Consider the following 25,205-nt stretch of genomic DNA (forward strand, 5'->3'; position numbering starts at 1 on the left):
TGGGTATCGGCCTGCGCAGCCAAGCCGCGCAGGCAGCGATGGATCAGCCGCTGAACTTGCCGCTGCGCGGGAAGCCCTTGGGCACGACGCGACCGGCAGAGGCGCGATCGGCCAGCCACTCAATCAGTTCGTCCTTGCCCTTGGTGAAGACGCGGCCGGCGCTGTCTTCCCAGACGAGGCCGTCTGCGATTGCAAAGCAGCGGATATCGGAGATGCCGCCATCCTTGTAGCGCTGCAGCCGGACGCCCTTGCCCCGCGCCATTTCCGGAATCTGCGCCAGCGGGAAAACGAGCATCTTGCGGTTTTCGCCGACAACGGCGACATGGTCGCCCTTGACGGAAACAACCAACTTCGCCTCATCGTTGTTGGCGACATTCATCACCTGCTTGCCCTTGCGGGTATTGGCGACGATATCGCTTTCCGTCACGACAAAGCCGTTACCGGCAACAGAGGCCACGATGAGCTTTCTCGCCGGGTCGTGCACGAATGCCGTCAGCACGTCCTGGTCATTTTCCATATCGACGATGATGCGCAAGGGTTCGCCATGACCGCGACCGCCGGGCAGCTTGTCGCCGCCGAGCGTATAAACCTTGCCGCCCGTGGTGAAGACGAGGATCTTGTCGGTCGTCTGCGCTGGGAACGCCACCTTGAGCGCATCCCCCTCCTTGAATTGCAACGTCGAGGTATCGGAGATGTGGCCCTTCAGCGCCCTGATCCAGCCCTTTTCAGAGATGACGACGGTGATCGGTTCCTTCTCGATCATCGCCTGCTGGATGGCTTCGATGTCGGCGTCCGGCGCATCCGCAAAGGTGCTGCGCCGCTTGCCGATCTCGGTCGCCTTGGCAAACTTTTTCTTCACCTCGCCGATTTCCCAGGCGACAGTCTGCCACTGCTTCTCCTCGGAAGCGAGCAGCGCCTCGATCTCGGCCTTTTCGTTCGACAACGCGTCGAACTCCGTGCGAATCTCGAATTCTTCCAGCTTGCGCAAAGAGCGCAGCCGCATGTTGAGGATCGACTCGGCCTGGAGGTCGGTGAGCGAAAACCGCTCCATCATCACGGCCTTCGGCTCATCCTCCTCGCGGATGATGCGAATAACCTCGTCGATATTGAGATAGGCGACGAGATAACCGCCAAGAATCTCGAGGCGCCGCTCGATCGCAGCCAGGCGGTGGCGCGAACGACGCTGCAGGACGTCGCGGCGGTGAGCAAGCCACTCCGTCAACACTTCGTTGAGCGCCATGACGCGCGGCACGCGTCCCATCGACAGCACGTTCATGTTGAGCGGGATGCGGCTTTCAAGCTCTGTCAGCTTGAAGAGCGATTCCATCAGGATGCCGGCATCGACGGAACGGCTCTTCGGCACCAGCACAATGCGGATATCTTCCGCCGATTCGTCCCGGATATCCTCCAGCAGCGGCAGTTTGCGCGCAACGAGCAGTTCGGCGATCTTCTCGATCAGCCGCGACTTCTGGACCTGATAGGGGATCTCGGTGATGACGATCTGGTAGCCGCCGCGACCGAGCTCTTCCGAAACCCAGCGCGCCCGCACGCGAAAGCCACCGCGACCGGTGCGATAGGACTCCGCCATGCTCGCACGGCTTTCGACGATGATGCCGCCGGTCGGGAAATCCGGCCCTTCGATCCCGCCCCGCTGCGGATTGGCAGGATCGTAGAGCAGATCCTCGACGGTCGCCTCGGGATGGCGGATCAGATGCAGCGCTGCGTCGCACAGTTCATGGGCGTTGTGCGGCGGGATCGATGTCGCCATGCCGACGGCAATGCCGGTCGCACCATTGGCAAGCAGGTTCGGGAAGGCGCCGGGAAGCACCGCCGGCTCCTGGTCTTCCTCGTTGTAGGTGGGACGAAAATCCACCGCGTCCTGATCGATGCCCTCAAGCAGAAGCGAGGCGACGTCGGTCATCTTCGCTTCGGTGTAACGCATGGCAGCGGCGTTATCGCCGTCGATATTGCCGAAGTTGCCCTGCCCGTCCACCAGCGGATACCGGATCGCGAATTCCTGGGACAGGCGCACCAGTGCGTCGTAGATCGAGGCGTCGCCATGGGGGTGGAACTTACCCATGACGTCGCCGACGATGCGGGCGCATTTCTTGAACGAGGTGTTCGGCCTGAGCCCCATCTCGCTCATGGCATGAACGATGCGTCGATGCACCGGCTTCAAGCCGTCGCGGACATCAGGAAGCGCGCGATGCATGATGGTCGACAAGGCATAGGCGAGGTAACGCTCTTCCAGCGCCGCCTTCAGGTCAACCGGCCGAATATGATCATCCCCGCCAGACGGGGGAGTAAGGCTTTGTCCCATATGTTCTTGCTAGCGCAACAAACCCGGAACATCAAGGATTTCAGGGGATCGCGCTGTGGAGAACCACAAGTCGCCGCCGGCGCGCTATTGAACGGCGCAGACCGGGCGCTGCAATGTTCATGCAACGCTTAGACGGTTATGCCATGGATGAGCGATCGCCACCAGTAACGCCCTGGAAAGCATCCGGGCGCGGAAGCTGTGTGATTTCATCAAGCGAATATAATTTCGCCCTGTTTCGTATTAGGTTCGGCTGCTGTTGATTTGGATGATTTGCGAGGGGGACATTGCGGGACGCGAACTGAGGGGAGATGGAGCCATAGGCACGGCATATTTCGTCGGCCGACACGGCTGTCCACCTCAGTTGACGCAGCTTGCCGATATGAACCAGATTAGCGACACCGCTTCTTCAACACAGCTAAACAATCAAATATTTTCACGAAGGAACTCCACAATGATGCATACGCGCAAGATCCGCCTGATGATGGCCAGCGCCGCACTCCTGACCCTGACCGGCCCGGCCTTCGCGCTTGATGGTGCGGACATGATGAAGAAGCTCGATGCGGCGACGAACTCGAACGGCACCACGCTCACCTTCGACAAGGCCGAAGTCAGCGGCGACACCGTCACGGCCTCGGGCGTCCAGGTCAAACTCGCGGGCCAGCCCGGCGACGCGCTGAAGATCGGCGACATCACTTTTGAAGGCGTCGAAGAAACCGAAGGCGGCGGCTACTATGCCGAGACCGTCTCCTTCCCCGACGTCAATGTCACGCAGGACGCGGGCAGCTTCGCCGTCAAGGATATTCTCGTTTCGGGTCTGTCGATCCCCGCCAACCCGGCCGGCGGCACGATCAACGATATCCTGCTCTACGAGAGCGCCAGCACCGGCCCGATCACGGTCAGCGCCAAAGGCAAGGAAGTTTTCTCGCTCGAAAGCAGCGAAGCAAACCTCGCCCGCCAGGAAAACGATGCCGGCTTTGACTTCGACGCAACGGCTGCCGGCCTCAAGGCCGACCTTTCCGAAGTCGAAGACCCCAAGACCAAGGACGCCATCGAGAAGCTCGGCCTGACCAAGCTTGATGGCGCCGTGACCATGAAGGGCAGCTGGGAAATCGAAAGCGGCAACGTCGCGCTGGAAGAATATGCCTTCGACTTCAAGAATGTCGGGCGGCTGAACCTCGCCGTCGACATCTCGGGCTACACGCTTGCCTTCATGAAGTCGCTCCAGGAAGCCATGAAGACCGCAGAAGCCAACCCGAACAAGGAAGAGGCCAATCAGGCCATGGGCCTTGCTATGATGGGGCTGATGCAGCAGTTGACCTTCAACAGCGCCGAGGTCCGCTTCGACGACGCCTCCATCACCAAGAAGGCGCTCGACTATGCGGGTTCGCAGCAGGGCGTTACCGGCGATCAGCTGGCCCAATCGCTGAAGGGCCTCGTTCCATTGATGATGGCGCAGCTCAACGTGCCGGAACTGCAGAATCAGGTATCGTCCGCGGTCAACACCTATCTCGACGGCCCGAAGAGCCTGACGATCAGCGCCGCACCGGAAAAGCCGGTGCCGTTCCCCATGATCATGGGTGCGGCAATGGGCGCGCCGAACACCATCCCTTCGGTGCTGGGCGTCAAGGTGACGGCGAACGATTGATCGCTAAAGTCATAGTCTGACAATCGCCGCCGGCGACTTCGCAAGACACTGTTGTCATCGAAGTCGCCGGCGTTTTAGCATCGGCGCCCGGTGCCGGCGCTGCCGGTTAAACGGACGATCAAGCCGGCCGGCGCGTACTGGAATAGCTGTTGCCCCGCGCTTTTCGGTTGAAAACCCGCATTTCCGCGCGCCGTTTTATTTCGCCTGCCTTGCTTCCCCATGTCCGCGCAGCCACTATTACTGGCGCGCCTCTCGCGGGCGACTGCATCTTTTTTCAGCATGACTTGCAAGCGTAAGACCTGAATGGCGCTTTGCCTGACACCTCTTTCTGCGCGACTTTTTCGACCGCATACCGATACCGACAGCCAAACAAATCCACGCTGACGACTTCGATCCAAGGAAGAACAGCTAAGAATACAAGCGGCGGATTTCCTGTTTGGAGAGCCGTTTTCTTGCGAACAACCAGCTGAACTGAACGCCGAACGCAGAAGTAATCATCTCTCTTTTTTCGACAGATCGGACGTCAATGGCTGGGTGGTTCCATCAACCGGTAAAGTTCAGGGAAGAGCTGTCGGAAGAAAAATTTGAGCCTGCGCGCGCCGAATATTATGCAGGCCCACCAGGCAAGCCCCTCAGACTTCTGCTTCAGGCGAGAACAGATTTCCTATCCATCTGGCGAAACAACGACTTTACCGAGAAGGTTTCCCAGATCCGGCTGATCGGCCGGCAGGTCATTCTGGTCAACTCGCCCGACCTCATCCGTCAGGTCGTCGTCAAGCGTCATGAGAACTTCGAGCGCAAGAGCCCGCAGATGCGCCGGGCGCTCGAGTTCCTTTTGGGCGACGGCCTCTTCATCTCGGACGGCGAAACCTGGAAACAGCGGCGTCCCCTGGTCGCCGACATCGTGCATGCCAAAAGAGTGCCGGCCTTCGGTCCGGTGATGGAGCGCACGACCACCGAATTGGTCGAGCGCTGGAACGGGATGCCGGACGGCACGCAAGTCAACGCCCTGCACGAAATGGCCGGACTGACCGCCGAAATCATTGCCCGCAGCGTTTTTGGAAACCAGCTCGGCGACGACAGTGCTGCGGCGGTCACCGACAGCTTCACGAGCTACCAATCGCTGGTCGATTCGATCAACCTCGGCTACTTCCTCGGTTTCGACGACGGGCTACCGATCTTGCGAACGCCGACGCTTCGCCGCTCGGTCAAGCGTATCCATCAGATCATCGACAAGGTGGTCGAGGATCACCTGGAAGGTCGCGGCGATCACAATTCGATGGTTGAGCTGCTGATCCGTCGACAACAACGAAACCCGGAGTTGAAACTCGACCTGGTTGCCCTGCGCAACGAAGCGGCGACCATCTTCATGGCGGGCCATGAAACGACAGCCGCCACGCTGACCTGGGCCTGGTATCTGCTGTCTCGCGCCAAATGGGTGGAAAAGGCGCTCCATGAAGAGATTGGCCGTGTCTGCGGCGATCGCGTTCCGACGATCGACGACGTACCGCAACTCGAATGGTGCAAGGCCATCATTGAAGAGACCCTTCGCCTCTATCCGCCCGTCCCCATTCTCGCGCGCCAAACGCGCCAAGCCGAAATGATCGGCGATATCGCCGCTGAACGCGGATCGCTCGTTCTGATCGTCCCGTGGCTTCTCCACCGAACGGAAAGCCTGTTTGAGGACCCGCACCATTTCCGCCCGGACCGCTTCATGGGCGGACGTCGCCCGACGCCCTATAGTTACATTCCGTTTGCAAGCGGACCACGCGTGTGCCCGGGCTTGCATTTCGGCCTGACCGAAGCAATCCTGTGCCTGGCGATCATTGCACAGCAGTTCCGGGTGACCGTCGTCGACGGCCACAAGGTCGAGCCCATCTGCCGCCTGACGCTGCGGCCAAAGGGCGGGCTTCCGGTGACCCTTCATCGACGGCAGAAAGCATCCCATGACCACTGAAGAGCCGAGCCAGGCCGAAAGAATCGCCAAGCGAAAGGCGTGGACATTCGCCAGCGAAGGGCGGCCCTCCTTTGTGGATGCCCTTTCCGGCCGCGAAGGCTTCCGCGCCTTCTGGCGCTATTGGGTGACGGACAATCTCTGGAACCTCGCGCACCTCTCCGGGCATTTCGGGATGAAACTCCTGCCGATGGACGCCTGCTCCAACCTTGGTGCAGCCCTTGGTCTGTTTGCCGTGCCGCGTTTCCACAAGGTGGCATCACGGCGTGCGCAAGAAACGATCCGCGCACTGCGACCCGATCTCAACGAGGCCGAGCAGGCGGCGCTCTTTCGCGAGAACTGCCGGGCACAGGGTCGGCTGATGACCGAATTCTCCGTCGTGAACCGGTTGCAAAACAACCGTGACCGCCTGACATTGCACGGCCTCGACATTATCGGCGAAGCGGCCAAGGCCGGCCCGGTCATCATCGTCGGTATGCATCTTGGCAACTGGGAAGTTGGTCCGACTGTACTGCAGAGCATCAATGTCCACCCCCATGCCTTCTACCTCCCGCCCAAGGGCCGCGCCAAAGCCTGGATCGCCGAGCGCGTCCGCAGCAAGGCGGGCTTGCGGTTCCTGCCGCCGGGCGCTGAGGGCATTCGGCCGGCGATCAAGATCCTGAAGAATGGCGGCGTCGTCAGCACGTTCTGCGACGAAGGTTTTGGCGGCTTCATTCGCGGACCATTCTTCGACCGCAAGCCGCATCTCGAAGGAAACTTTGCCATTGCCATTCGTCTGGCACGCATGACCGGCGCCACCATTTGCCCGTGGTACAATCTGCGCACCGAGGGTTTCCGCTTCGAATGCCGCGCGCTGGCGCCTATCCGGCTCCCGCCCGAAGAGCGCCCCGGGGCACGCCAGCTTGACGATATCCTGATGCTGAACAACGCCATCGAGCCGGTTATCCGGGCAAATCTCGACCAGTGGTACTTTCTCGACAATTCGCTCCGACCGGAGTGACCCGAACCGGGCCATGGCAAGTATAGCGACTTCCGCCGGGCTTTTTCGCGCGCGTGCGTTCCATGTTATGATCGTATCTGCTTGATGCCCGCGAGCAGTCGCCTATCTACATCTGTCTGAAGACAAGACTCCATCCCGCATTCCTGACCGATCACACGGAAGGAGAACGCCATGGGACTGAAACACGCGGATATCACCGCCATTCTTGGCCCGGTCGACGAAACGCTGATGGCAGAGCTGCTGGCTACCGGGGCCAGTGCGGCCGAACTCGCCGAAGCGATCGCCTGGGTCAACAACGACGAAGCGCTGATCGGCGAAGGACGACATCTGCCGGCCGGGCGCGTTGCGGCTTTGATCGACATCCTGACGCCGGATGACGGCGAGGAATGAACTTTGGGGCGCTGAGGAGACGCCCGACGAGGCAGATGTAATGACCAAGACGTCAGGAGCCATCTCGTGATGGCTGGCCACGTGACTGCGAGTTTCGTGTTGAGGGAGGCCGACTATGACAGCCAAGGAAGTCAAGTTCAGTAGCGATGCCCGCGATCGCATGCTGCGCGGTGTCGATATTCTTGCCAATGCCGTGAAAGTGACGCTCGGGCCAAAGGGACGAAATGTCGTCATCGAAAAGTCCTTTGGCGCCCCGCGCATCACCAAGGACGGCGTGTCCGTCGCCAAGGAGATCGAGCTCGAAGACAAGTTCGAGAACATGGGCGCGCAAATGCTGCGCATGGTGGCGTCACGCACCAGCGATGTTGCCGGCGATGGGACAACGACGGCAACCGTGCTCGCGCAGGCGATCGTGAAAGAAGGCGTCAAGGCGATTGCCTCCGGCATGAACCCCATGGACCTCAAGCGCGGCATAGATCTCGCCGTCGACGCCATCGTCGCCGAACTTAAGGTCCGCGCCCGCAAGATCGCCAATAATGAGGAGATCGCCCAGGTCGGCACCATCTCCGCCAACGGCGATACGGAGATCGGCCGATATCTCGCCGAGGCGATGGCCAAAGTCGGCAACGAAGGCGTGATCACCGTTGAGGAAGCCAAGACCGCCGAGATCGAACTCGAAGTCGTAGAGGGCATGCAATTCGACCGGGGCTACCTTTCGCCCTACTTCATCACCGACCAGGAGAAGATGCGGGTCGAGTTCGAAGATCCCTACATCCTCATCCACGAAAAGAAGCTCTCCAACCTGCAGGCGATGATCCCGATCCTCGAATCGGTCATCCAGGCGAGCCGCCCGCTGCTCATTATCGCCGAAGACGTCGAAGGCGAGGCATTGGCGACGCTGGTCGTCAACAAGCTGCGTGGCGGGCTCAAGATCGCCGCCGTCAAGGCACCGGGTTTCGGCGACCGGCGCAAGGCGATCCTTGAGGATATCGCGGTGCTGACGGGCGGGACGGTGGTTTCCGACGACGTCGGCATCAAGCTTGAGAATGTCACGCTGGAAACGCTCGGCCGCGCCAAACGCGTGATGATCGAGAAGGAAAACACCACCATCGTCGATGGCGCCGGCACCAAGGCCGACATCGGTGGCCGCATCAGCCAGCTCAAGGCGCAGATCGAGGAGAGTACCTCCGACTACGACCGGGAGAAGCTGCAGGAACGGCTTGCTAAGCTCTCGGGCGGTGTTGCCGTGATCCGCGTCGGCGGCTCGACCGAGGTCGAAGTGAAGGAAAAGAAGGACCGTGTCGATGACGCGCTGCATGCGACGCGCGCGGCCGTCGAGGAAGGCATCTTGCCGGGCGGCGGCGTCGCCCTGCTTCGGGTCGTCAACGCGCTCGACAATATCAAGACTGCCAATGCGGAACAGCGCGTCGGCGTCGAGATCGTCAGGCGTGCAATCGAGACGCCCGTGCGCCAGATTGCCGAGAATGCCGGCGCCGAAGGCTCTATCATCGTCGGCAAGCTGCGTGAGAAAACCGATTTCGCTTACGGCTGGAATGCTCAGACCGGCGAATACGGCGATCTGTTCAAAATGGGCGTCATCGATCCGGCCAAGGTCGTGCGCGCCGCTCTGCAGGACGCAGCGTCAGTCGCCGGGCTCCTGGTCACAACCGAGGCGATGATCGCCGAAAAGCCGAAAAAGGATGGCGCCGCGCAACTGCCGGGCGGACCCGGAATGGATTTCTAGGATCAACGGGCTAGCGCCATCGGCTGCGAGTTGGCGTGGGTCAGACCGAGGAATCGGACGGCACCGAGTTCACCCGGGGCGTTCGCGACGCGCTCTATGCCCAGCCGTAAGCCCTTGGATTGCCGAAATGAAAAAACCCGGCAGCGAGCGCTGCCGGGTCCGTTGCTTCTTTGATCGCTTCGGACCTTAGTCCTTCTTCTGCGGGATCGGGCGAAGCGCCAGTTCGCGCAGTTGGGCTGATGTCGCCTCGGACGGCGCGCCCATCAGCAGATCGACAGCCTGCTGGTTCATCGGGAAGATCGAGATCTCGCGCAGGTTCTTGGCGCCGACCAGCAGCATGACGACGCGGTCGATGCCGAAGGCCATGCCACCATGCGGAGGCGCGCCGTACTGGAACGCTCGGTAGAGACCACCGAACTGCTCTTCCACTTCCTGCTGCGACTTGCCGGTCAGCTCGAACGCCTTGACCATGACTTCCGGCAGCTGGTTACGGATCGAGCCGGACGCGATCTCGAAGCCGTTGCAGACCATGTCGTACTGGTAGGCCTTGAGCGACAGCGGATCTTCGCTGTTCAGCGCCTCGAGGCCACCCTGCGGCATCGAGAAGGGGTTGTGGGCGAAGTCGATCTTCTTTTCGTCTTCCAGCCATTCGTAGAACGGAAAGTCGACGATCCAGCAGAATTCAAAGCGGTCACGGTCTACGAGGTTCAGTTCCTCGCCTGCCCGCGTGCGGGCTTCGCCTGCAAACTTGTAGAATTTCGACGGGTCGCCGGCGACGAAGAAGCAGGCATCGCCATCATCGAGGCCGAGTTGGGTGCGGATCGCATCGGTGCGCTCCTCGCCGATGTTCTTGGCAAGCGGACCGGCGCCTTCGAGCTTCTCGCCTTCCTTGCGCCAGAAGATGTAGCCGAGACCCGGCTGGCCCTGGCTCTGGGCCCAGGCGTTCATGCGGTCGCAAAACGCGCGCGAACCACCGGTCTTGGCCGGGATGGCCCAGACTTCGACCTTCGGGTTCGAGGCGATCATGTTGGCGAAGACCTTGAAGCCTGAACCGGCAAAGTGCTCGGTAACGGCCTGCATCTCGATCGGGTTGCGCAGGTCCGGCTTGTCGGAACCGTATTTGCGGATCGCCGTGTCGTAAGGAATGCGCGGGAACTTTTCCGTCACCGGCTTGCCGTCGGCAAACTCGACGAAGATGTCGCGGATCACCGGCTCCATCGTCGTCCAGACGTCTTCCTGCTCGACGAAGCTCATTTCGAGGTCGAGCTGGTAGAATTCGCCCGGCAGGCGGTCGGCGCGCGGGTCTTCATCGCGGAAGCACGGCGCGATCTGGAAGTAGCGGTCGAAACCGGCGACCATCAGCAGCTGCTTGTACTGCTGCGGCGCCTGCGGCAGCGCGTAGAAGCTGCCGGGATGGATGCGCGACGGCACGAGGAAGTCGCGTGCGCCTTCCGGCGACGACGCCGTCAGGATCGGGGTCGTGTATTCGGTGAAGCCGACGTCGCCCATGTGGCGGCGCATCGACGAGATGATCTGGGTGCGCTTGACGATGTTCTTGTGCAGCGTGTCGCGGCGCAGGTCGAGGAAGCGGTACTTCAGGCGCACGTCTTCCGGATAGTCCGGCTCGCCGAACACCGGCAGCGGCAGTTCCTTGGCGGCCGAGAGAACCTCGATCTCCTGGGCGTAGAGCTCGATTTCACCTGTTGGCATGCCCTTGTTGACGGTGTCGTCCATACGGGCCTTGACGAGGCCATCAATACGGACAACCCATTCGCCGCGGACGGTCTCGGCGGCCTTGAAGGCAGGGCTATCGGGATCGGCGACGACCTGGGTGATGCCGTAATGATCGCGCAGGTCGATGAAGAGCAGGCCGCCATGGTCGCGGACGCGGTGGACCCAGCCGGAAAGGCGAACGGTGGAGCCGACATCCGACTTGCGGAGGGCGGCACAGGTGTGGCTGCGGTAGCGGTGCATGGTGTTATCCCGGAATTGCAAAGCGCCGCGCAGGCTCGCCGGAACGGCGCGCGGCAACATGATCAAAATCGGGCGGAAAAGCGCATGATGCGCCGGCTTTGTCAAGCCGAGACCTCCGCGCTCCCCGAGGGAAGCGCCGCTCAACCGGGACAAGTTCGACCCTATTCATGGGCTTGAGACAAGTGCATTCGCCCAAACGGCGCGAAAAGAACGGATATCGTCACAATTCGCGACTGTGCGCCACGGGAATGCGCCGCTACACATAATGGGTCCGCCTTATCCGACTCGCGAGCACCATTCGGAAGTCGCCTGCCCCATGTCGCAAATTCGTCCGCTCATTCCGCTTCTCGTCACCGCAGGCATCCTCATCGGTGGCAACGGACTACAAGGCACCTTCATTTCGCTGCGGGCGCTGGAAGAAGGCTTTTCGACCTCGCTGATCGGTGTCATCGGCGCCGGCTACAACATCGGCTTCGCGCTCGGCTGCGTCTATGTCACGCGCATCCTGCGCTCGATCGGCCATATCCGCACGTTCTCGGCGATGGCAGCGATCGCGTCGGCGGCGGCGATCGCCATGGTGCTGATCATCAATCCGTTCATGTGGTTCCTGATGCGGCTCGTCGCCGGTATCGCTTTCGCCTGTCTTTTTGCGACCGTCGAAAGCTGGCTGAATGCCAGCGTCACCAATACTAACCGCGCGCGCACGCTTTCCGTCTATCGTCTGGTCGATCTCGGCTCGGTCACCGCGGCCCAATATATCATTCCCGGCGTCGGTATCGGCGGCTTCGAACTCTTCGCGATCATCTCGATGGCATTGACTTTGTCGCTCGTGCCGATTTCCTTTGCCGACCGGTCGAGCCCGGTGGCGCCGGAAGCGAACCGCTTCGACGTCAAGGCGCTCTGGAACATCTCGCCGCTCGCGACCGTCGGCTGCATCGTCGTCGGCCTCACCAACGCCGCCTTCCGCTCGCTAGGCCCCATCTACGCGCAGGGGATCGGCCTCTCGGTGACGGCAATCGCCACTTTCATGAGCGCCGGCATCATCGGCGGCGTGGTGCTGCAATATCCGCTCGGCCATTACTCGGACCAGATCGATCGGCGCCTGATCATCCTGATCGCCACCCTCGGATCATTGCTCGCCGGACTTTTCCTTGCGTTTGGCGCCGGCAATGATGAGTGGCTCAATTTCGCCGGTATCTTCCTCTTCGGCGCCTTCGCCATGCCGCTCTATTCGCTCTGTTCGGCCCATGCCAACGACCATGCGGCGGAAGGTCAGCATGCGCTGGTATCGGCGGGCATGCTGTTCTTCTGGTCGCTCGGCGCCATCATCGGCCCGCTGTTTGCCTCTTTCCTGCTCGAAATTTTCGGTCCGCAGGCGCTGTTCATCTATACCGCCGCGATCCTCTTCCTCTTCATGCTCTACACGGTCAGGCGCATGACAGCGCGCAGCGGCGTTCCCGCGGAAGCGCGCGTCATGCCTTTCCGCAACCTGCTGCGGACCTCATCGTTCTTCAACAAGCTCGCCGGCGGCAACCACGCCCGCAAAGACGACTGATACCAACCTGCGGCAAGATGTGCCTGCGGCAAAGAATTGCTGATTGCGGCGATCAGGTTTAAAAACCGAGCAGTCGTCCTATCCAGTTGCCGAGATTGCCAAAATGTCCCTGATCAGCCGCCGTACGTTCCTCCAGGGCTCTGCCGCTTTGGGAGGCGCCTTCGCATTCGGAGCCGGCATGGCGGCACGCGCCGGTGCGGCACCGGATCCGCAGGTCCTGACGGCACAGCTGACGCAGGCACAGATCGCCTCAGATGGCGTGACACCCAAGGTGATGACCTACGGGCTGGGCGATGCGACCACTAACGGCATGCCGCCTGTCTTGCGGATGCGCATGGGCGAGCCCTATGCCGCAAGACTGATCAACAAGCTCGACGAACCGACGACTGTCCACTGGCACGGACTTCGCATACCCAATGCCATGGACGGCGTGCCCGAGATGACCCAGCCCTATGTCTATCCGGGCGATCCCTTCGACTACATCTTCACGCCGCCGGATGCCGGCACCTTCTGGTATCACCCCCACTGCAATACGCTGACGCAGATGGGAAGCGGGCTGACCGGCGTCATCGTCGTCGAGAACCCGGATGATCCAGTATTCGACGCCGAGATCGTCTTGAACCTGCGCGACTGGCGGCTCGGCAAAGGCGGCGTTTTCATCGACCCGTTCAAACCGAGGGACGCTGCGCGCGGCGGCACCTACGGCACGGTTCGCACCGCAAACTGGCAGCAGGAGCCGAGCTACGACGCGCCGGCCGGCGGCCTCGTGCGGGTCCGTATCGCGGCGACGGATGTCACGCGGATATATACGGTCGGCCTGGAGGGGGCGGAGGCCATGGTCGTCGCGCTAGATGCAAATCCGGTCGACAAGCCCTTCCCGCTCGACCGCTACGACGTCGGCCCGGGCCAGCGCATCGACCTCGTCGTCAGGATGCCCGACAACGAAGGTGCGACGGTGAAGCTCGGCAATCTGCGTGGCTCGCATCCCTGGACGATCGCCAATTTCCGCGCAACGGGCCAATCCTTGAAGCGCGATATCCGCGATGTGGCTGCCCTTCCCGCCAATCCGATCGCCGAGGCGGACCTGTCGGTTGCCACTCGCGTTCCGATCGATCTGACGGCCACGGCAGAACACAAGGCGACGCCGTCGATCTGCGGCTCGCTCGGCTACACCTTCTGGGCAATCAACAAGGTACCGTGGCCGGGCGACACGCCCGATCCGATCGCGCCGATCGAGGAGATGAAGCTCGGCAAGAGCTATGTCCTGCAGATCGCCAATCGGACGCCGCATGCCCATCCGATCCACCTGCATGGCATGAGCTTCCGAATTCTCAATTCGAACAAGCGGACCTTCCTGCCACCACCGACGGACACCATCCTGCTTTTGCCCGACGAACAGGCGGAAATCGCGCTCGTCGCCGACAATCTTGGCGATTGGGTGTTCCATTGCCACATCATCGAGCACCAGAAGACCGGCATGACCGGTTATTTCAAGGTGGTTTGAGATTTTCGATTGTGACGGATGGCATGAAGGGCTACACGAAAAACCTAGCCGCATTTTTGCCACAGTGATTTAAATCCGATGATTGAAACAACCGCAGATCTAGAGGCCGCCTGCCAGCAGCTGGCCCGCTCAAGTTATATTACGATAGACACGGAATTCCTGCGTGAGACCACCTTCTGGCCAGAGCTTTGCCTGATCCAGATGGCAAACCCGGATATGGCCGTCATCGTCGACCCGATGGCCAAGGGCATCGATCTCACGCCGTTCTTCGCGTTGATGGCCAACCCCGACGTGATCAAGGTCTTCCATGCCGCGCGCCAGGATATCGAGATCATTTTCCATCTCGGCAATCTGATTCCGCATCCGATCTTCGACACCCAGGTTGCGGCCATGGTCTGCGGCTTCGGCGACAGCGTCTCCTATGACCAGCTCGTCAACCGCATCAAGGGCGAGCAGATCGACAAGTCCTCGCGCTTCACCGATTGGAGCCGGCGGCCGCTGACCGAGAAACAGCTCGATTACGCGCTGGCCGATGTCACGCATCTGCGCGACATCTATCAGTACCTGAATGCGCAGCTCGAGCGCGAAAGCCGCTCGCTATGGCTTTCCGAGGAAATGGCGATCCTCGAAGCCCGCGATACCTACGACCTGCACCCGGACGATGCCTGGCAGCGCCTGAAAATGCGCGTCAAGAAGCCGATCGAGCTTGCCGTGCTGCAGAAGGTCGCAGCCTGGCGTGAACGCGAGGCACGCAACCGCAACGTTCCGCGCGGGCGTATCATCAAGGACGATGCGATCTATGAAGTCGCGCAGCAGCAGCCGAAGGACACCGAGGCGCTGGCGCGGCTGCGAACCATTCCGAAGGGCTGGGAACGATCGAGCGCCGGGGCTGCGCTGATCGAGGCGGTCAACGAAGCGCTCGCCATCCCCAAGACCGACCTGCCACGGCTGCCGCGGCAGAGCCATACACCTGAAGGCGCAGCCGCCGCCACCGAAATGCTGAAGGTGCTGTTGAAGCTGATCGCCGAGAAGCAGGGCGTGGCTGCCAAGATCATCGCCAACAGCGAGGATCTCGACAAGATCGCCGCCGAGGGCGAGAACGCCGATGTCGGCGCGCTCAAGGGGTGGCGGCGCGAGCTGTTCGGCGATACGGCACTGAAATTGATCAATGGTGAAGTGGCTCTGCGCTTCGTCGACAAGAAGATCGAAGCGATGGAAATCGGTGACTGAAAAACGGACGGGCGGACAACAACTTTCCGCCCGAATCCGGCTCTAGCCAAGGCCCTGCAGCGGGACTGATTCGCAATCGCGTCGAGCAGACATCAGAGCGCTGACGCGTGACGCGACAACCAGGGTGTCCGACGCGTTTTTTCTTCGTTGTCCGGGTTCGAGGCTCTTCCGCATGCGCTGGCGTTTCTCCATGTTCGAGGGAATTTTGCTGCTGTTGATCGTCAGTAGCGCCGGCGCCATCTATGCGACGATCGCCTTCGACGGTGGCGGCGGATTGATCGGCGCCACGTACGCATTGTGCGTCTGCGTCCCGATCCTCGCCTTTGAACGGCGCATCATTCTCCGGCGTCTCAACCGCAAGATCCATTCCTATTCGACGCCCGCTTTCTTCCTCGCTTCGATCGCCGTCTATCTGGTGTTTATCGAGCTGGGCTACGGCGTCGCCGGCTTCCTGATGCAGATGAGCGGGCAAATAGACGCGGATTGGAAGGACGCGGTCGTCCCCTCAAGCACGGCGCTTCTGTTCGCCCTGGCGGTCTCGGGCTCGATCGTTTTCGCGCTTCGCGTGCGCGAACTGTTGGGCCGTGACGTGTTTCTGAGCCTTTTGACCGGGCGCTATCGCAAGCCGATGCAGGAGGAGCGCGTCTTCCTCTTCATCGATCTTGCCGGCTCCACCGCCTATGCCGAGCGATACGGCGATCTCAGGATGCAGGAATATCTCAGCAAGCTGTTTGCAACACTTGCCGACCCCGTACTGCGCTATCGCGGCGCGATCGACGACTATGTCGGCGACGCGGCCGTGATTACCTGGCCCTTCGACCGTGCTGTCAAAAACGCCGCCTGCGTGCACTGCGTTTTCGACATTCTCGAAGAGATCGAAGCCGGCGCCCACCGTTGGCGCAAGGAGTTCGGCGAGGTTCCGCGCCTACGGGCAGCGCTTCATGGCGGCACCATCGTCGCCGCGGAAATTGGCGTCGACAAACACAAGATCACCTATTTCGGCGACACGGTGAACACCACCGCTCGCCTCGAAGGCCTGTGCAAGTCACTGAACCATCAGGTGCTGATTTCCACCGACCTCGCCCGCAAGATGCGGCTGCCGCACTATGTCCGCGTGGAAGATCTTGGCGAGCACGCCGTGAAGGGACGCGGGCAGAAGCTCGGCGTCCTGGCGCTTCGGGCCGGGGGCACGCCTGCACCGCCAGTGGCTGTCAATTAGCCGTCAACCGTGCAGTTTTGCACCCTTGGTGATCTTGTCGACCAGCTTCTTGTCGGCATGAATGGCGATGCCGGCGACCTTCGCGCCGTCGGGTCGCGTTTCGGCGAAGACCGCGCGGTTGGCACTGTCGTGGCCGGTCGAAAACATCGCATCGACATAAACAGAGGTTTGTATTTCCCTTTCGATCGCACGGCGTTGAATATTGCCAAGCGTCGCACCATCTGCCGATAACACGATGATCGGCTGAACGCTCAGAGCGTTGTAGATGTGGCCGGCGCCGTCGCGATAGGGTTCGCCGATAATCGCCGGTTTCTGCCCGGCGATGCCGGTTGCCAGAAACGCGGTGACGTTCAGCTTCTGCCAGGTGGCCAGATCGTCGCGCAAAACGATCGCAAACTTGGTGTCGAACATGACGGGTATCTCCATTTCAGGACATCAGGGCGTGCCCAAGGAGGCCTTAACCGAGGACGCAGCGATCAATCTTGAACGATTGTGCGGATCGCCGGGCGATGGCATCCGCGTCGCGGCACCGGTGGACGGCATAGAGCGCATCGAGGCCCGGCTGCACGGCAAGGTCTTCGAGCCGCATCGCCACGACACCTATGCGCTTGGCGTGACGCTTGGCGGCATCCAGACCTTCCAGTATCGTGGCGAGAGCCGCTACAGCACGCCTGGAAGCATCATCATCATTCACCCCGACGAACTGCACGATGGCGGCGCGGGCACGGAAGCGACGCTTCGCTACAGGATGATGTATCTGCAGCCGGAGCGATTGATCGCGGCGCTTGGCGACAGTGGCGGCGCCTTGCCCATCATAGCCGCCCCGGTTGTTGGTGACGTGGCCCTGCGCCAGGCGATCGGCGAGGCCGTCATGGATCTCGACGGCGGTATTGACGAACTCGCGCTCGACGACATTCTTACACGCATTGCAGAAGGCTTGTGCCGCCATGCCGGCACGACAAGCAAGGCTGCCGGCAGGTCGGCCAAGCGGGCGGTTTCGAGGCGACGGACTATCTCAAAGCCAACCTCGATCGCCCGGTCGACTCGCAGGAACTCGAGGCCGTCAGCGGCCTTGATCGCTTCACCCTCGCCCGCCAGTTCCGCAAGGTTCTCGGCACCAGCCCGCACCGCTACCTTCTGATGCGGCGGCTGGAGCAGGCGCGCCGGATGATTGCCGCCGGTCACAGCCTGGCAGGTGCCGCGCTCGAAACCGGCTTTGCCGACCAGGCCCATTTCACCCGCCATTTCAAACGTGCCTACGGTGTAACGCCCGGGCGCTGGGCGAGCCTGGCGCTCGCCGGCTGAAGCACCGGCGCCGCTGGGTCGTTGCGGCCCGGAACCAGTGTCCGGTCACGCGCAACAATTCGAACTCGGCGAGTTTCTCCCCTCGGGCGCAGCGCCTTTCGTCTGTCATCAAAGCTTCACCAGCCTGTAAGCCAAGCATCACCCAACCGTCATCAAAGCCGCCTATCGGGTTCCCGTACTTTGGCATCCAACCCACGGTGACTTTCATGACCAAAACGCTTCTCGCCGCTGCGGCGCTCACACTTTTGATGACGACGACCGTCCTGGCCGAGGAAAAGGCCTTTCCCGCAACCCTGAAGGCACATGCGATCCTACCGGCAAACACGATCCTGGCAGCACCGTCCGACGCACCGGAATACCTGAAGACATCGGGCAAATTCACCACGGCGGACCGCAAGCGCGCTGACGCGCTCGGCACCGTGCCCGGCAAGGATGGCGTGCGCCCGACCGGCCTTTCACTGCCGTTCAACGGCCAGCCGATGCAGGGCTTCTCCGGCATCAGGGCCATGGAAGACGGCACCTTCTGGAGCCTTTCCGACAACGGCTTCGGCAACAAGCTGAACTCAACCGATGCCATGCTGATGCTGCACCACGTGAAGATGGACTGGGACGCCGGCAAGGTCGAGGCGCTGAAAACACTGTTCCTCACCGACCCGGACCGCAAGGCCCCCTTCCCGATCGTCATGGAAGGTTCCGACAAGCGCTACCTGACCGGCGCTGACTTCGACGTTGAGTCGATCCAGCCGGTCGCCGACGGCTTCTGGGTCGGGGAAGAATTCGGTCCCTATATCCTGAAATTCGATGTCGACGGCAAGCTGACCGACGTCATCGCGACAACAGTTGACGGCAAGCCGGTTATGTCGCCCGACAATCCGACCCTGACACTGCAGGGCGATCCGTCGAAGAAGACACCCGCCTTCAACCTGAAGCGCTCCGGCGGCTATGAAGGCATGGCACTGTCGAAGGACGGCTCCAAGCTCTACGGTCTGCTCGAAGGGCCGATCTGGACCGACAGCGAAACCGTGGAACAGGCCGATGGCCGTCCGACACTACGCGTCATCGAACTCGATGTCGCAGCCAAGGCCTGGACGGGCCGCAGCTGGCTCTATCCGCTGGCCGAAGGCGGCGAGGCAATCGGCGACTTCAACATGCTCGACGACAAGACGGCACTGGTGATCGAACGCGACAACGGCGCGGGCACGCTCGACAAGGCCTGCGCCGATCCGAAGGATCCGAAGCCGGATTGCTTTGCCGTCGGCTCGAAGGTGAAACGTGTCTACAAGATTGCCTTCGATGACAGCAATGTCGGCAAGGCCGTCCGCAAGATCGGTTACATCGACCTCCTGAAGATCGCCGACCCCGACAACAAGAAGCGCCAGGGCGGTGGTGACGGCTATTACGACATGCCGTTCGTGACGATCGAAAACGTCGATCGCGTCGATGACACGCACATCATCGTCGGCAATGACAACAACCTGCCGTTCTCGGCCGGCCGGGCGCTTGATAAGGCCGACGACAACGAGTTCGTTCTGCTCGAAGTCGGCGAATTCTTGAAAGCCGAATAATCAAAAAAGGGCGCGCGGATTTGCGTCCGCGCGCCCCTTCGTCAAAGATCTGAGTGCGTTCAGCTCTCGAACTGGAACGCCAATCTTCTGCCGGTCAGCTTGCCGAGCTGCTGCAGCCGTCCGTCGAGGCGCTCGCCGGCAAATTCCGAATAGGCCGCAGGCACGACGATCTCCAGATCGACATCCGGCAGGGACGATTTGCGGAAGGTCAGATTCCTCGCCACGCCCGGCATCGACGCCGAGAACAGATAGGCGACGCGCAGCAGGCCGCCGAGCAGTTTCGCCAGTTCCAGCAGTCGCGGCGTGGTAATGCCGGTCAGTGCGCCGGTCGCGCCATCGTCGTTCAGGCCTTCGAAGCGATAGTAGTTGGCGAGCGCGATATAGGCCCGCCCCGCATGGGTGATGCCGGAGAAGGTCGAGTGGGCGATGATGTTCAGCGCCTGCAGACCGCGATAGTCCGGATGGGCGCGCCAGCTGATATCGGCGAGCAGGCAGGCAGCCTGGCGATAGCGGCTTTCCTCTTCGGTTTCCTCGACGCCGAAGAACGGCACCATGCGGCCGGTCCAGTCGGCAAGTTCGCGGGCATGCTCGGGGGAACGCGCCCGCAGGATGGCGATTTCGCCGGCGGCGGTCAGCAGCGGATCCTGCGCACGCTCGCTCTCGTTCAGCAGAGAGAAGAGATAGCCTTCGCGCACGCCGAGCGCCGAGAACGAAATCCGCTCCGGCTTCATGATCGACAGTGCTTCCTGCATCGCGATCGCGCCAAAGGGAAGCAGGCTGCGGCGGCTTTTGGAGATCGTCGCATAGGCCGATGGCTTGATGTTCCTCGGCTCGATCACCTCCGGCAGCAGCGCCATCGCCTCGTCGTAGGAGATCTCGTAGCCTTGCATCATATGCAGCGGATAGTTTCGGATTTCCATGTGCAGCTTGGCGATCGAGCGCCAGGTGCCGCCGACGGCATAAAAGGTGCGGCCGGTGCCGGTCTTCAGCACCGGCGAGCTTTTCATGAATTTGCGCACCCAGGTGCGAGCCTTCGGCAGCGAGCCGCCGCTATGCTCGAAGAGGCGGATACCCCCGAGCGGCAGGGTGATGCCCTTGCCGATCTTTGTGCCGCTGACCTCGACAAGTTCCAGCGAGCCACCGCCAAGGTCACCGACCACTCCATCAGGGTCGTGATAGCCGCTGACGATGCCCATGGCGGAGAAATAGGCTTCCTCTTCGCCGGTGAGGATGCGCACCTTGTGGCCGAGGATCGCCTCGGCCTTCTCGATGAAGGCAGGTCCGTTGCTCGCCTCGCGAGCGGCTGCGGTGGCCAGAACATACATGGAGGTCGCACGCGCCTGCTGCGACAGCGCATGAAAGCGATGCAGCGCCCGGAGAGCGCGCTCGACGCTCTCCTCGTCCATGCGTCCGGTGGCATCGATGCCCTTGCCCAGACCGCACATGACCTTCTCGTTGAACAGCATGGCCGGAGCGCGGCTCAGGCCTTCGTAGACGACAAGGCGAATGGAGTTGGAGCCGATATCCACAACGGAAACCGGGCGGATGCCGGGCAGACGCCCCTGCGCTTCAGATTCGACCATGCAATTCCGTTTTACTTGTGCCAGCTGCTCTTCCAGCCGGCAATCAGCTTCGGTGCACTGGACTTCAGGGCTTCACCCCGGCCGGAGAGGCTGGGATTGGTCATGAAATAGTGCTGCGCGTTGAAAGGTTCGGCGTCCTTGCCGACTTCCATCCGGCGAGACGTACCGTCGGGAAGAATTTCGTAGCTCTGCTGGTTATCGATGAGATTGCCCAGCATGATCTGCGAAAGTACCTGTTCGTGCACAGTCCGGTTGATAAGAGGCACAAGCGTCTCAACCCGCCGGTCCAGATTTCGCGGCATCATATCCGCCGAGCCGATATAGACAAGCGCATTCTCCGATGGAAGGCCGTGACCGTTGCCGAAGCAGAATATGCGGGAATGTTCAAGGAATCTGCCGACGATGGACTTGACACGAATATTGTCGGACAGCCCCGGCACCTGCGGCCTCAGGCAGCAGATGCCGCGTACCACCAGGTCGACTTCAGCCCCGGCACGGCTTGCCTTGTAGAGCGCGTCTATGATTTCCGGATCGACGAGCGAGTTCATCTTCATCCAGATCGCCGCAGGCCGGCCGGCCTTGGCGTGCTCGATCTCCTCCTCGATATGCTTGAGGATGCGGGGGCGAAGCGTGTGCGGCGAAACCGCCAGCTTCATGCCGGCTTCCGGCTCGCCGTAACCGGTGATGAAGTTGAAGATGTTCGCCATGTCATGGGCGATGACCGGGTTGCAGGTGAAGAATGACAGGTCAGTGTAGATCTTCGCCGTGACCGGATGGTAGTTGCCGGTGCCGAGGTGGCAATAGGTGCGCAACCGGCCCTCTTCGCGACGCACCACCATCGACATCTTGGCATGGGTCTTGAGTTCGATGAACCCGAAGACCACCTGCACGCCGGCGCGCTCCAGGTCGCGCGCCCAGCGGATGTTGGCTTCCTCATCGAAGCGGGCCTTCAGTTCGACCAGCGCCGTCACGGACTTTCCGGCTTCGGCAGCGTCGACAAGCGCGCGCACAATCGGACTGTCGTTCGAGGTACGGTAGAGCGTCTGCTTGATGGCGACCACTTCCGGATCGCGCGCCGCTTGCAGAAGGAACTGCACCACGACGTCGAAGGACTCATAGGGGTGGTGGACCACCATGTCCTTTTCGCGGATCGCGGCAAAACAATCGCCGGCGTGTTCGCGCACGCGCTCGGGGAAGCGCGGATTGTAAGGTTCAAAGCGCAGATCGTCGCGCGGCGCCTTGGTGATTTCCGACAGCGTGTTCAGCGCCAGAAGCCCCGGCAAAACGGCGACGCGGTTTTCCGGAACGCTGAGTTCTTGAACGACGAACTGGCGCAGCGAAGCGGGCATTTCCGAATCGAGCTCGATGCGGATCACCGATCCGCGACGACGACGCTTCAGCGCCGTTTCGAAGAAGCGCACCAGATCTTCGGCCTCTTCTTCGACTTCGATATCGCTGTCTCTGATGATGCGGAACGTGCCCGAGCCCTTGACCTCGTAGCCTGGGAACAGCCGTTCGATGAACTGACTGACCATGTCTTCGAGCGTGATGTAGCGGATGACGTTCTTGAAATCGGGCAGGCGGATGAAGCGGTCGAGCGCCACCGGCAGGCGCAAGAGCGCCGTCATTGGCTCACGGCCGGTCTTGCTGACGAGCTGCAGGCCCATCGAGAACCCGAGGTTCGGGATGAACGGGAACGGATGCGCCGGGTCGATCGACAGCGGCGTCAGCACCGGAAAGATCGCCTGGTCGAATTCGTTGGCAAGCCAGCTTTTGTCCTGCGCCGACAAGGACGCCGGGCGGACGATGAGGATATCTTCCTTGGCCAGATACTGCTGCAGGACGGCGAGCGACGCCTGCTGCTCCATCTGCAGGTTGTCGATTTCCTTGAGGATGTCTTCGAGCTGTTCGGCCGGCGTCTTGCCATCAGGCGACCGCATGGCGAGCCCCTGCCGCACCTGGCCCTCGAGGCCGGCGACGCGCACCATGAAGAACTCATCAAGGTTGGCGGCCGAAATCGACAGAAAGCGGACACGCTCCAGGAGCGGATGCGCCGTGTTCAGGGTCTCCTCAAGCACGCGGCGATTGAATTGCAGCCACGAAAATTCGCGATTGATGAACCGTTCCGGGCTGGAGAGCAGGTCTAGCTCCTCCGCGGCCTGTTTGTTCTCATTCACCGCAGACGTCGCATTATCCATTACCGGTCAGACCCCATTTCTTCGCATGCAGGAACTATAACAGTTTGACGACGGAACTGTGACAATCAATCGGAATGGCGTTGATTTCCAAGCTCTTCCAGGACTTCGGCGGCAAGCGATCGGGTCAGCTTGACGCCGCGGGCGAGTGCCAGCCTGTCGATGCGTTCGACGATCGTCTGGGCAGCCTCGAGCGAGCGTTCCATGCGCTGGACGATATAGCCGACGAGCCTTTCGTCGATGAAAAGCTGGCGATCGGCAAAGAGCTTGATCAATACCTGCGTCAACAACTCATCGTCGGGCTCGCCGATCTCGACGACGGTTGCTGCTTTCAGGCGCGAGCGCAGGTCCGGAAGAACGACCGGCCAGGACATCGGCCACAGGCGCGAGGTCATCAAGAGGCCCGTGCCATGCTGGCGAACGCTGTTGATGACATGAAACAGGGTGGTGTCGTCGAACCCCTGACGGTCGGCATCCTCGAACAGCACAGGACCGTTGGCGGCGATCAACGCCACATCCGAGTCCGCAACCGGGTGGATCGCCCGCGCGCCCGCCCTCTCCTTCCAGATGCTGGCGAGATGCGATTTTCCGGAACCGATCGGGCCGGCGATGATGACAACCGGCGACGGCCAGTCTGGCCAGTGATCGACGATCGCGATCGCCGCGCTCAACCGATCGGAAACGAGCAGATCCTCACGACCCGTTGCCGGGTCGTGGTCGAATGCCAGAGGCAGTTGTTCGAAGGGACGTTTTGTCATGCTGTACTCGGGACAAGGATGGGACTATCAGCCGGGCTGACTGCCCTTTGCCTTCTTCGCCGCGACCTTTCCATGCCCATGGTAGAGATCGCTATCAAGGTATCGCTGGATGCCGAAGCGAACAAGCACGCCGATGGCGGCGGCCGCGGGAACCGCAACCAGAAGCCCGACGAAACCGAAGAGGGCACCGAAGGCAAGAAGCGCGAACATCAGCCAGACCGGATGCAGGCCGACGCTCTTGCCCACCAGCTTGGGCTGCAGGATGTTGCCTTCGAGGAACTGGCCGCTGAAGAAGATGGCAGCGACAAGCCCGATCCAGAGATAATCGGGCCAGAACTGTACAAGCGCGACGCCGACGGCCAGCACCAGACCGACCATCGATCCGACATAGGGGATAAAGCTGATCATGCCGGCAAAGAGGCCGATCAGCAGGCCGAAATTGAGACCGACGAGCGACAGGCCGATGCCATAGTAAAGGCCGAGGATGATGCAGAGCGAGCCCTGGCCGCGAACGAAGCCGGCGATCGTCGTGTTCATGTCCCGGGCGATCTGGCGGACGACGCTGACATAGTCGCGCGGAACCCAGCTATCGACCCGGTTGACCATCCGGTCCCAGTCGAGCAGCAGATAGAAGGCGACGACCGGCGTGATCACGAACAGCGACAGAATGTCGAGCAGCGCCATGCCAGAGTTCCAGAGCTGCTGGAACAACGTGCCGAGGAAGCTCGCGCCCTGCTCCAAAAGCTTGGCTGAATTCTGCTTGATCGCCGTCATCTGGTCCGCCAGCCATTGTGGCAGCAGCGTCGACTGGCTGTCGGTCAACAGCGCCTGCAGCTTGGAGATGTAACCGGGCATCTTCTGAATGAAGTCGGCGGCCTGGGTGAAGATCACCGGGATGATGATCATCAGCGACAGGGCGAAGATCACCACGAAGCCGATGAGGATCACCACCGTCGCCATCAGCCGACTGAGGCCGAGGCGCTCAAGGCGGTCGGCGACCGGGTCGAGGAAATAGGCCAGTGCCATGCCCGCGAGGAACGGCAGCAGGATCGAGCTGAAAACCATCAGGAAGGCGATGAAGGCGGCGAGCACCAGCAGCCAGAAGATAACCTGGCGCTGTAGTCCCGAACCGCTGACTTTTATGTCCATGGTGTTCCCCGTAACACGCCAAGCATGCCTTTACCGCATCATATTCTGTATGAGGAGATAGGTGGCGTGGCGCGCACCGGTCAAGTCCGCGTGCTTCTCAGCCCGGTAAATTGAA

General features: G+C 61.4%; 18 protein-coding genes and 1 pseudogene. 12 read left to right on the plus strand and 7 right to left on the minus strand.

The window, feature by feature from the left end; genetic code table 11:
• Nucleotides 1-43: 43 nt before the first annotated feature.
• Entirely contained in the window at nucleotides 44-2,320 is a 2,277-nt protein-coding gene (gene parC / locus ASD52_RS32905) for a DNA topoisomerase IV subunit A (RefSeq protein WP_057226522.1), read from the minus strand.
• A gap of 451 nt (nucleotides 2,321-2,771) precedes the next feature.
• Between parC and ASD52_RS32910 the strand changes: the two genes are divergently transcribed.
• The 5 genes from ASD52_RS32910 (at nucleotide 2,772) to groL (ending at nucleotide 9,053) form a co-directional block, all read left to right on the plus strand.
• Nucleotides 2,772-3,965: a hypothetical protein gene (locus ASD52_RS32910; RefSeq protein WP_057211441.1), complete on the plus strand. Its 1,194-nt coding sequence runs from the start codon at nucleotides 2,772-2,774 to the stop codon at nucleotides 3,963-3,965.
• A gap of 526 nt (nucleotides 3,966-4,491) precedes the next feature.
• Nucleotides 4,492-5,922 (plus strand): cytochrome P450, encoded by a 1,431-nt coding sequence (locus ASD52_RS32915; RefSeq protein WP_025426509.1) that lies wholly within the window; start codon nucleotides 4,492-4,494, stop codon nucleotides 5,920-5,922.
• Nucleotides 5,912-6,919, plus strand: coding sequence for a hypothetical protein (locus tag ASD52_RS32920; RefSeq protein WP_025426508.1), 1,008 nt, complete (start codon nucleotides 5,912-5,914; stop codon nucleotides 6,917-6,919). The genes ASD52_RS32915 and ASD52_RS32920 overlap by 11 nt, the downstream gene beginning before the upstream one ends.
• 171 nt (nucleotides 6,920-7,090) lie before the next feature.
• A complete protein-coding gene (locus ASD52_RS32925; protein ID WP_025426507.1) occupies nucleotides 7,091-7,309 on the plus strand; it encodes a hypothetical protein in 219 nt (72 codons plus the stop codon).
• A gap of 115 nt (nucleotides 7,310-7,424) precedes the next feature.
• On the plus strand, nucleotides 7,425-9,053 hold the full coding sequence (groL, locus tag ASD52_RS32930) for a chaperonin GroEL (RefSeq protein WP_057211442.1): 1,629 nt from the start codon (nucleotides 7,425-7,427) through the stop codon (nucleotides 9,051-9,053).
• A gap of 186 nt (nucleotides 9,054-9,239) precedes the next feature.
• Here the strand turns inward: groL and aspS are convergent, their stop codons facing one another.
• Nucleotides 9,240-11,027 carry an aspartate--tRNA ligase gene (gene aspS / locus ASD52_RS32935; protein ID WP_057212547.1) on the minus strand — a complete coding sequence of 596 codons (1,788 nt, stop codon included), beginning with the start codon at nucleotides 11,025-11,027 and terminating at the stop codon, nucleotides 9,240-9,242.
• A 316-nt stretch (nucleotides 11,028-11,343) separates the two neighbouring features.
• On the opposite strand from aspS, the gene ASD52_RS32940 reads away from it, so the two are divergent.
• From ASD52_RS32940 to ASD52_RS32955, 4 genes are all read left to right on the plus strand, one after another.
• On the plus strand, nucleotides 11,344-12,582 hold the full coding sequence (locus tag ASD52_RS32940) for an MFS transporter (RefSeq protein ID WP_057226524.1): 1,239 nt from the start codon (nucleotides 11,344-11,346) through the stop codon (nucleotides 12,580-12,582).
• 103 nt (nucleotides 12,583-12,685) lie between these two features.
• Nucleotides 12,686-14,086 (plus strand): multicopper oxidase family protein, encoded by a 1,401-nt coding sequence (locus ASD52_RS32945; protein ID WP_025426503.1) that lies wholly within the window; start codon nucleotides 12,686-12,688, stop codon nucleotides 14,084-14,086.
• Between the two features lie 78 nt (nucleotides 14,087-14,164).
• A complete protein-coding gene (rnd, locus tag ASD52_RS32950; RefSeq protein WP_038575996.1) occupies nucleotides 14,165-15,316 on the plus strand; it encodes a ribonuclease D in 1,152 nt (383 codons plus the stop codon).
• Between the two features lie 172 nt (nucleotides 15,317-15,488).
• The gene (locus tag ASD52_RS32955; protein WP_025426502.1) at nucleotides 15,489-16,535 is read left to right on the plus strand and encodes an adenylate/guanylate cyclase domain-containing protein; all 1,047 of its coding nucleotides are present in this window, start codon (nucleotides 15,489-15,491) and stop codon (nucleotides 16,533-16,535) included.
• Between the two features lie 3 nt (nucleotides 16,536-16,538).
• Here the strand turns inward: ASD52_RS32955 and ASD52_RS32960 are convergent, their stop codons facing one another.
• On the minus strand, nucleotides 16,539-16,946 hold the full coding sequence (locus ASD52_RS32960; RefSeq protein WP_057211443.1) for a DUF2000 family protein: 408 nt from the start codon (nucleotides 16,944-16,946) through the stop codon (nucleotides 16,539-16,541).
• Here ASD52_RS32960 and ASD52_RS40500 point away from each other — a divergent pair.
• The 3 genes and pseudogenes from ASD52_RS40500 to ASD52_RS32970 form a co-directional block, all read left to right on the plus strand.
• Nucleotides 16,945-17,400, plus strand: a pseudogene (locus tag ASD52_RS40500) (AraC family ligand binding domain-containing protein); the annotation flags it as partial. The gene ASD52_RS32960 and the pseudogene ASD52_RS40500 overlap by 2 nt on opposite strands.
• A gap of 74 nt (nucleotides 17,401-17,474) precedes the next feature.
• Nucleotides 17,475-17,840: an AraC family transcriptional regulator gene (locus tag ASD52_RS40505; protein WP_244497544.1), complete on the plus strand. Its 366-nt coding sequence runs from the start codon at nucleotides 17,475-17,477 to the stop codon at nucleotides 17,838-17,840.
• Nucleotides 17,841-18,046: 206 nt separating this feature from the next.
• Nucleotides 18,047-19,405, plus strand: coding sequence for an esterase-like activity of phytase family protein (locus ASD52_RS32970; RefSeq protein ID WP_025426500.1), 1,359 nt, complete (start codon nucleotides 18,047-18,049; stop codon nucleotides 19,403-19,405).
• A gap of 59 nt (nucleotides 19,406-19,464) precedes the next feature.
• Here the strand turns inward: ASD52_RS32970 and ppx are convergent, their stop codons facing one another.
• The 4 genes from ppx to ASD52_RS32990 form a co-directional block, all read right to left on the minus strand.
• Complete coding sequence (gene ppx, locus ASD52_RS32975) at nucleotides 19,465-20,988, minus strand: exopolyphosphatase (RefSeq protein WP_025426499.1); 1,524 nt, start codon at nucleotides 20,986-20,988, stop codon at nucleotides 19,465-19,467.
• Nucleotides 20,989-20,999: 11 nt separating this feature from the next.
• Entirely contained in the window at nucleotides 21,000-23,186 is a 2,187-nt protein-coding gene (locus ASD52_RS32980) for an RNA degradosome polyphosphate kinase (protein ID WP_025426498.1), read from the minus strand.
• A 65-nt stretch (nucleotides 23,187-23,251) separates the two neighbouring features.
• Entirely contained in the window at nucleotides 23,252-23,941 is a 690-nt protein-coding gene (hdaA, locus tag ASD52_RS32985) for a DnaA regulatory inactivator HdaA (RefSeq protein WP_025426497.1), read from the minus strand.
• Nucleotides 23,942-23,968: 27 nt separating this feature from the next.
• Nucleotides 23,969-25,090, minus strand: coding sequence for an AI-2E family transporter (locus ASD52_RS32990; protein ID WP_038575993.1), 1,122 nt, complete (start codon nucleotides 25,088-25,090; stop codon nucleotides 23,969-23,971).
• Nucleotides 25,091-25,205 lie beyond the last annotated feature (115 nt).

The sequence above is a fragment of the Ensifer sp. Root142 genome (genome assembly GCF_001426785.1).
Taxonomy (GTDB): Bacteria; Pseudomonadota; Alphaproteobacteria; order Rhizobiales; family Rhizobiaceae; genus Ensifer; species Ensifer canadensis.